Source organism: Candidatus Methylomirabilis sp., assembly GCF_028716865.1.
Classification (GTDB): Bacteria; Methylomirabilota; Methylomirabilia; order Methylomirabilales; family Methylomirabilaceae; genus Methylomirabilis.
In genome coordinates, this window is the sequence record NZ_JAQUOY010000049.1 from 1 (window position 1) to 5794 (window position 5794).

6 protein-coding genes and 1 pseudogene are annotated in these 5794 nt (G+C 58.8%); all 7 read left to right on the forward strand.

What is annotated here, in order from left to right:
- On the forward strand, positions 1-173 hold a 173-nt coding region (gene rpsR, locus PHV01_RS12650), incomplete at its 5' end, for a 30S ribosomal protein S18 (protein ID WP_337291521.1).
- Between the two features lie 11 nt (positions 174-184).
- Positions 185-1198, forward strand: a complete 1014-nt coding sequence (locus PHV01_RS12655) for a DUF2232 domain-containing protein (protein WP_337291517.1) — start codon at positions 185-187, stop codon at positions 1196-1198.
- 40 nt (positions 1199-1238) lie between these two features.
- Entirely contained in the window at positions 1239-1688 is a 450-nt protein-coding gene (gene rplI, locus PHV01_RS12660) for a 50S ribosomal protein L9 (RefSeq protein ID WP_337291518.1), read from the forward strand.
- A 19-nt stretch (positions 1689-1707) separates the two neighbouring features.
- The gene (gene dnaB / locus PHV01_RS12665) at positions 1708-3102 is read left to right on the forward strand and encodes a replicative DNA helicase (protein ID WP_337291522.1); all 1395 of its coding nucleotides are present in this window, start codon (positions 1708-1710) and stop codon (positions 3100-3102) included.
- Positions 3103-3237: 135 nt separating this feature from the next.
- Positions 3238-4611 (forward strand): DNA repair protein RadA, encoded by a 1374-nt coding sequence (gene radA, locus PHV01_RS12670; RefSeq protein ID WP_337291519.1) that lies wholly within the window; start codon positions 3238-3240, stop codon positions 4609-4611.
- Between the two features lie 54 nt (positions 4612-4665).
- Complete coding sequence (locus PHV01_RS12675; protein ID WP_337291520.1) at positions 4666-5151, forward strand: CarD family transcriptional regulator; 486 nt, start codon at positions 4666-4668, stop codon at positions 5149-5151.
- A 35-nt stretch (positions 5152-5186) separates the two neighbouring features.
- Positions 5187-5794 (forward strand): annotated as a pseudogene (locus PHV01_RS12680) (PIN domain nuclease); the annotation flags it as partial.

Below are 5794 nucleotides of genomic sequence, written 5' to 3' on the forward strand. Positions count from 1 at the left end.
AGGCGGTCGATTTCAAGGACGCCAAGAGGCTCAGGAACTTCATTACGGATCGAGGGAAGATCATTCCGCGCCGGATTTCCGGTAACTGCGCGAGCCATCAGCGCCAGTTGGGCGGAGCTATCAAGATGGCTCGCAGCATCGCATTACTCCCCTTTGCTGCCGATCTACTCTGAGCGGGAGAGGGGTGGCAAGTCGCGGCGACGGTGCCCGCGCAACACACTCGATGCCTGTGGTGAGCCCAGTCGAACCAAAAGAGGGATTGGTCAAGACGTTGATACAGGGCGCTGCCCTCTGCCTCGCATCCCTCACGCTTGCGCTGGCCGGCGGAATGATCCCGATTCCCGGAATATTTTTCGGTCTGCTGACACCCCTACCGCTTATTCTCCTGTCTGTGAGACACGGCCGAGTCGCCGCCCTGCTTGGAGTGCTTGCCGTGGGAACCTGCCTTGCCGGCCTCCTGGGTTCAGGGCACGCCTGGGTGTTTTACATTGAATTCGGCCTGCCCGCGATTGTGTTGGCGGAGGCTATCCGCCGTCAGTGGGCCCCGGAGGTATCGGTCGCCGCAGGGAGTCTGGCCGTCATCGTGGGCGGCTTGGCCGGTCTCTTCATCCTGGCTTGGGGCGCAGGCGGGTCGATGCTGGATCTCCTGAAGTATCGCCTAGACATCGCCGTACGAGAGGCGATGGAGTTGTACAGCAAGGTTGGCGTGTCTCCAGACGAGGTAGGACCGCTGTTCGGGTCTGTCGAGGAGGTGCGAGGTTTTCTGCTCACAACCTCACCAGGCCTCTTCATGGCGGCGGCGCTGCTCAGTACCTCGGCCAACTTCTTTCTGGCGAGGAGGGGATCGGCTGATAATGCTGCGCCCGGTAGTTCGAAGCCAGGGTTTGCCTGGAGAATGCCGGACTTGCTGGTGTGGGTATTCATCGGATCAGCTGTCTTGTTGCTGAGTGGCCTGCCGATCGCGAAAGAGATCGGTTTCAACGGGCTACTCGTCATGATGACGCTGTATTTTCTGCAGGGTCTGGCGATTGCCACGTTCTGGTTCCGTCGACTCGGACTTTCGCCATTGGTGGGGATGTTGGGTGTCGTACTGTTGCTTCTTCAACCCCTGCTGTTGTTCCTCTTGGCATTAGTCGGGCTATTCGATATCTGGGTCGTTTTTCGCCGACATTCGCTTCCGAGGCCCCCTGGCGCGTAGAGCGCTGGAGGTGAGGTCGTACGGAGGAGGTAACGCACTGATGAAGATCGTTCTCTTGGAACGGGTAGAAAAGGTAGGCTCTGCTGGTGACCAGGTCGAGGTGGCGGATGGCTTCGCGCGGAATTTCCTGATCCCGGCGCGCAAGGCGGTGGCGGCAACGTCCGCGAACATCAAGTCGCTGGATCATCTGCTTCGACGGAGCACAGAGCGCGAGGCGAGGCTTCGTGGTACGGCGGAGACGATGGCGGGTCGAATCACAGAGATCCATTGCGTCATCGCGCGCCGGGCGGGCGAGCAGGATCGGCTTTTCGGCGCCGTCACCAACCAGGACATCTGCGCTGCTTTGACGATTCAGGGACTTGAGGTAGATCGGAGAAAGATCCTTCTGCAGGAGCCGATCAAGACGCTCGGCAATTACACCGTGCCCATCCGCTTACACCCAGAGGTCGTTGCTGAACTTCGGCTCACGGTAGAGCGCGCAGAGGGCTAAGTCGGTGGGCCAACGAATGATGCGGGAGTTAACCGTGGATCGGCGTGAGGGAACTGCAGAGCGAGTTCCTCCGCAGAACCTAGAGGCCGAGATGTCGGTCCTTGGGGCGGTCCTGCAGAGTAACGAGGCCTTCCTGAAGTGTCTTGAGCTGCTACGGCCGGAGCAGTTCTATCGCGACGCACATCGCAAGATCTTCGCTGCAGCCTCCGGACTGTTCGGACGGGGCGAGCCGGTTGATCTCATCACCATTACCAATGAGCTTCGCCGCCGCGGCGAACTCGACGAGGTGGGCTCCGCGGCGTTCCTTGCCTCACTGGTGGATGCCGTCCCCACGGGAGCGAATGTCGCCTACCATGCGCGGATCGTTCGGGATAAGGCGCTTCTGCGCCAGTTGATCGCCGTGGCTACCGACATCGTCGGGCTCGGCTTCGCGGATCAGGAGGAGGCGGATCAGATACTTGAACGGGCCGAGCAGCAGATATTCGAGCTGGCTGAGGATCGGGTGCGGCGTGCCTTTCTCCCGTTAAAGTCGATTCTGAAGGATACCTTTGAACAGGTGGAGAAACTATTTGACCGCAGGACGCAGGTCACCGGAGTGCCCACCGGATTTGAAGATCTCGACATGAAAACTGCCGGCTTTCAGCCGTCAGAACTGATTATCATTGCCGGCCGCCCCTCGATGGGCAAAACGAGTTTTGCTCTCAATATCGCGAGAAACGCCGCCATCGAGGAACGGATACCGGTTGGGATCTTCAGCCTGGAGATGTCGAAGGAACAGGTCGTTCAGCGACTGCTCTCCTCCGAGGCCGAGGTCGACTCCAACAGGATCAGAACAGGATGGCTGCGTGAGAGCGACTGGCCGAAGCTGACCAACGCGGCCGGCCAGCTCTCAGAGGCGCCCATCTTCATCGATGACTCAGCCGCTATTTCTGCTATCGAGCTGCGGGCGAAGGCGCGGAGGCTGAAAGCCGAGCAGAACATCGGGATGGTGGTGATTGACTACCTCCAGCTTATCTCGGGTCGTTCCCGGTCCGAGAACCGCCAGCAGGAGGTCTCAGAGATCTGCCGGAGCCTGAAGGCCATGGCCAAGGAGTTGAAGGTTCCGGTGGTGGCACTGTCGCAACTTGCGCGGCGAACAGAGGAGCGGGAGCGTCCGCAGCTATCGGACCTTCGGGAATCCGGGGCCATTGAACAGGACTCGGATGTCGTGATCTTCCTGTACAGGCCTGGCTACTATCAGGTCAGAAAGGTCGGGACACCCGATCCGGAGCGGGACACCAAGACCGAGATCATCATCGCCAAGCAACGGAACGGCCCGACCGGGACCGTGGAGATGGCCTTCCTCAGGGAGTACGTCAAATTCGGCTCTCTCGACCTCATCCATCAAGAGCCTGATGAGGTGGAGGAGGCGTGACGGGCCGCACGGGCTGGTCGTATGGCGGAAGCGACGACTCTTCGGCGTTCGGCCGAAAGTATTCGTTTTCCAAGTGTTCCCATACGCAATCAGCCAGAGACGAAAGGCTTTCCTGCCGCCGATAAGAGACCGCCGATGGCTAAGAGTCTGAGCCATTACCTCTGCCAGAGCTGCGGTTATCAGACCGCTCGATGGATGGGTCGCTGCCCCGACTGCGGAGAGTGGGGAAGCCTGCTGGAGGAGCGCGCCACGACCGAGCGGCATCGCGGCCATCGCAACGCCGCGCCCTCGGTTCCACGCCTTGCGACACCGATCACCGCCGTGGATATCAGGGCACTCCACCGAGTGAGCACCGGTCTGGCAGAACTGGATCGGGTGCTGGGGGGTGGGATCGTTCCTGGTTCGTTCGTACTCTTGAGCGGTGATCCGGGGATCGGGAAGTCGACCCTGCTCCTTCAGGCATCAATGCAGATCGCGAAGGAAGAAGGGCTGGTGCTGTATGTCTCTGGCGAGGAATCGCTCCAACAGACCCGATCCAGGGCGAATAGATTAGGCCCGCTCTCCGATCGCCTCCTGCTCCTCGCTGAGACCTCCCTCCAGACGATTCTGGATCAGACCGACCGAATCCGACCAACCATTCTGGTGATCGATTCCATCCAGACCATTGCCTCGGAAGAATTAGAATCCCCCCCAGGCAGTTTCAGCCAGGTTCGCGAAGCTGCCGTTCGGCTGATGGCGCTGGCCAAGGAGCAGGGGATCAGTACCATTATCATCGGTCATATCACGAAGGAAGGGGCCATCGCCGGTCCGAAGGCAATGGAGCACCTGGTAGATGCGGTGGTGTTCATGGAAGGGGAGGGGCATCAGATCCATCGTCTGCTACGAGTCGTGAAGAATCGTTTTGGCCCAACCCCAGAGGTTGGCGTGCTCGAGATGACGGCAGCCGGACTGCAAGAGCTTGCAAACCCGTCGGCAGTCTTCCTCTCTCAGCGTCCCTCTGGGGCGCCCGGCTCGGTTGTCATTCCGACCATGGAGGGAAGCCGACCTCTTCTCGTGGAGCTACAGGCGTTGGTGGCGGTACCGAGCGCCCCAATTCCCAGACGAGTGTTCAATGGAGTGGACAGCAACCGAGGCGTCCTGCTGCTGGCTGTGCTGGAAAAGCGGCTCGGCCTGCCGCTCAGCGCATGCGATGTTTACGTCAATGTCGTCGGGGGTGTCAGGGTGGGAGAGACCGCTGCCGATCTTGGCGTCGCCGCAGCGGTCCTCTCGAGCGCCAGGAACCTTCTTCTCGATCCTGGGCTCTGCGTGTTCGGCGAGATCGGTCTGGCAGGCGAGGTGCGAGCGGTGCCGATGGCGGAGCGACGGCTTGAGGAGGCCGCCCGCCTGGGGTTGTCCCATTGTCTGATGCCCAGACACAACCTCAATCGGACCCAGCCCGACTTTTCCTCTTTACGGGTGAGTGGACTACACACCCTGGAGGAGTTGACGGAGAAGCTGGAGACACGGTAGGCAGCAGAATCTTTTGACTAGCCAGAGAATCACTGCTATAATTCATAGTTAATAATGTATCGCACTGGGACAAAAGTGGTCTACCCCACCCATGGAGTCGGGTGGATTGAAGCCATCGAAAAAAAAGAGGTTGCAGGTGGACTGCAGCCTTTCTACGTCGTTCGTATCATCGGGAACGGAATGACTATTCTGGTTCCCACCAAGAACGCCCAACGGGTCGGTCTTCGAGAGGTCATTGAACCATCGGAAATCCCAAAGGTTCTTGCCATTTTGAAGAAGAATGACCTGGAAATCAGTTCGAATTGGAACCGCCGGTTTAAGGATAACTTGGAGCGGATCAGGACAGGATCGCTCTTTGAGGTTGCGCTGGTCCTCCGAAAGTTGGTTGTACTTCAGAAGGAACGGAGCTTGTCGTTCGGCGAGAAGACGATGCTGGAGAATGTCAGAAGGTTGATCGTCAGTGAGATTTCGCATGCCTCCGGGATTGACCAGGAGAGAGCAAGTGCGCTCGTTGAACAGGCGGTGGATCACCACAGATGATGGCCCCGTGAGGCCATCGAAGCTTATGAGAGGGGGTGATCGATTTGAATAACTATCGGGTTGGTCTCCCGATGATTGTTGGAGGGGCGATCATCGGATTCTATCTGGCCTTTCAGCAGGCTGGCGCAGGTCCTTACCAGTGGCTGCTTGCGCTGGCCGGCATCCTTCTGGGGGCCTCGTGCGGCGTTGTTGTGATGGTCCTTCAGCGCAAGTTTCATCAGGCTTCCCTGCAAGTCATTGTCAGCGGAATCATCGGGTTTGTCGTGGGCCTCGGGTTGTCCGAACTCTTATTTAGCGCTATCTCCGGCTTTCAGAACTTCATTCCTTCTTACATCTATATGACGATGCGGATCATTATCACCATCGGGGCTGCATACCTTGGGGCTGCCATCGCGATCGAGAAGAGCCCTGGGTTCAGCATGTCGAATCTGGTTCGGCTTTTCAGGGAAAAGGAAAAGCCGCGAGGCAAGAGTTGCAAAATTCTTGATACCTCGGTGATCATTGATGGCCGCATTGCTGATATCTGCGAGACGGGATTTGTTGAGGGGACGCTTCTCATTCCTCAGTTCGTCTTGCGGGAGTTGCAGCAGGTTGCCGACTCATCGGATCCGCTGAAACGAAACCGTGGCCGTCGAGGGCTGGA

Bases quoted from the DNA above. Each gene is read 5' to 3' on its own strand.
- rplI (WP_337291518.1), top strand. From the start codon at position 1,239: ATGAAGATCGTTCTCTTGGAACGGGTAGAAAAGGTAGGCTCTGCTGGT.
- dnaB (WP_337291522.1), top strand. From the start codon at position 1,708: ATGCGGGAGTTAACCGTGGATCGGCGTGAGGGAACTGCAGAGCGAGTT.
- radA (WP_337291519.1), top strand. From the start codon at position 3,238: ATGGCTAAGAGTCTGAGCCATTACCTCTGCCAGAGCTGCGGTTATCAG.
- PHV01_RS12675 (WP_337291520.1), top strand. From the start codon at position 4,666: ATGTATCGCACTGGGACAAAAGTGGTCTACCCCACCCATGGAGTCGGG.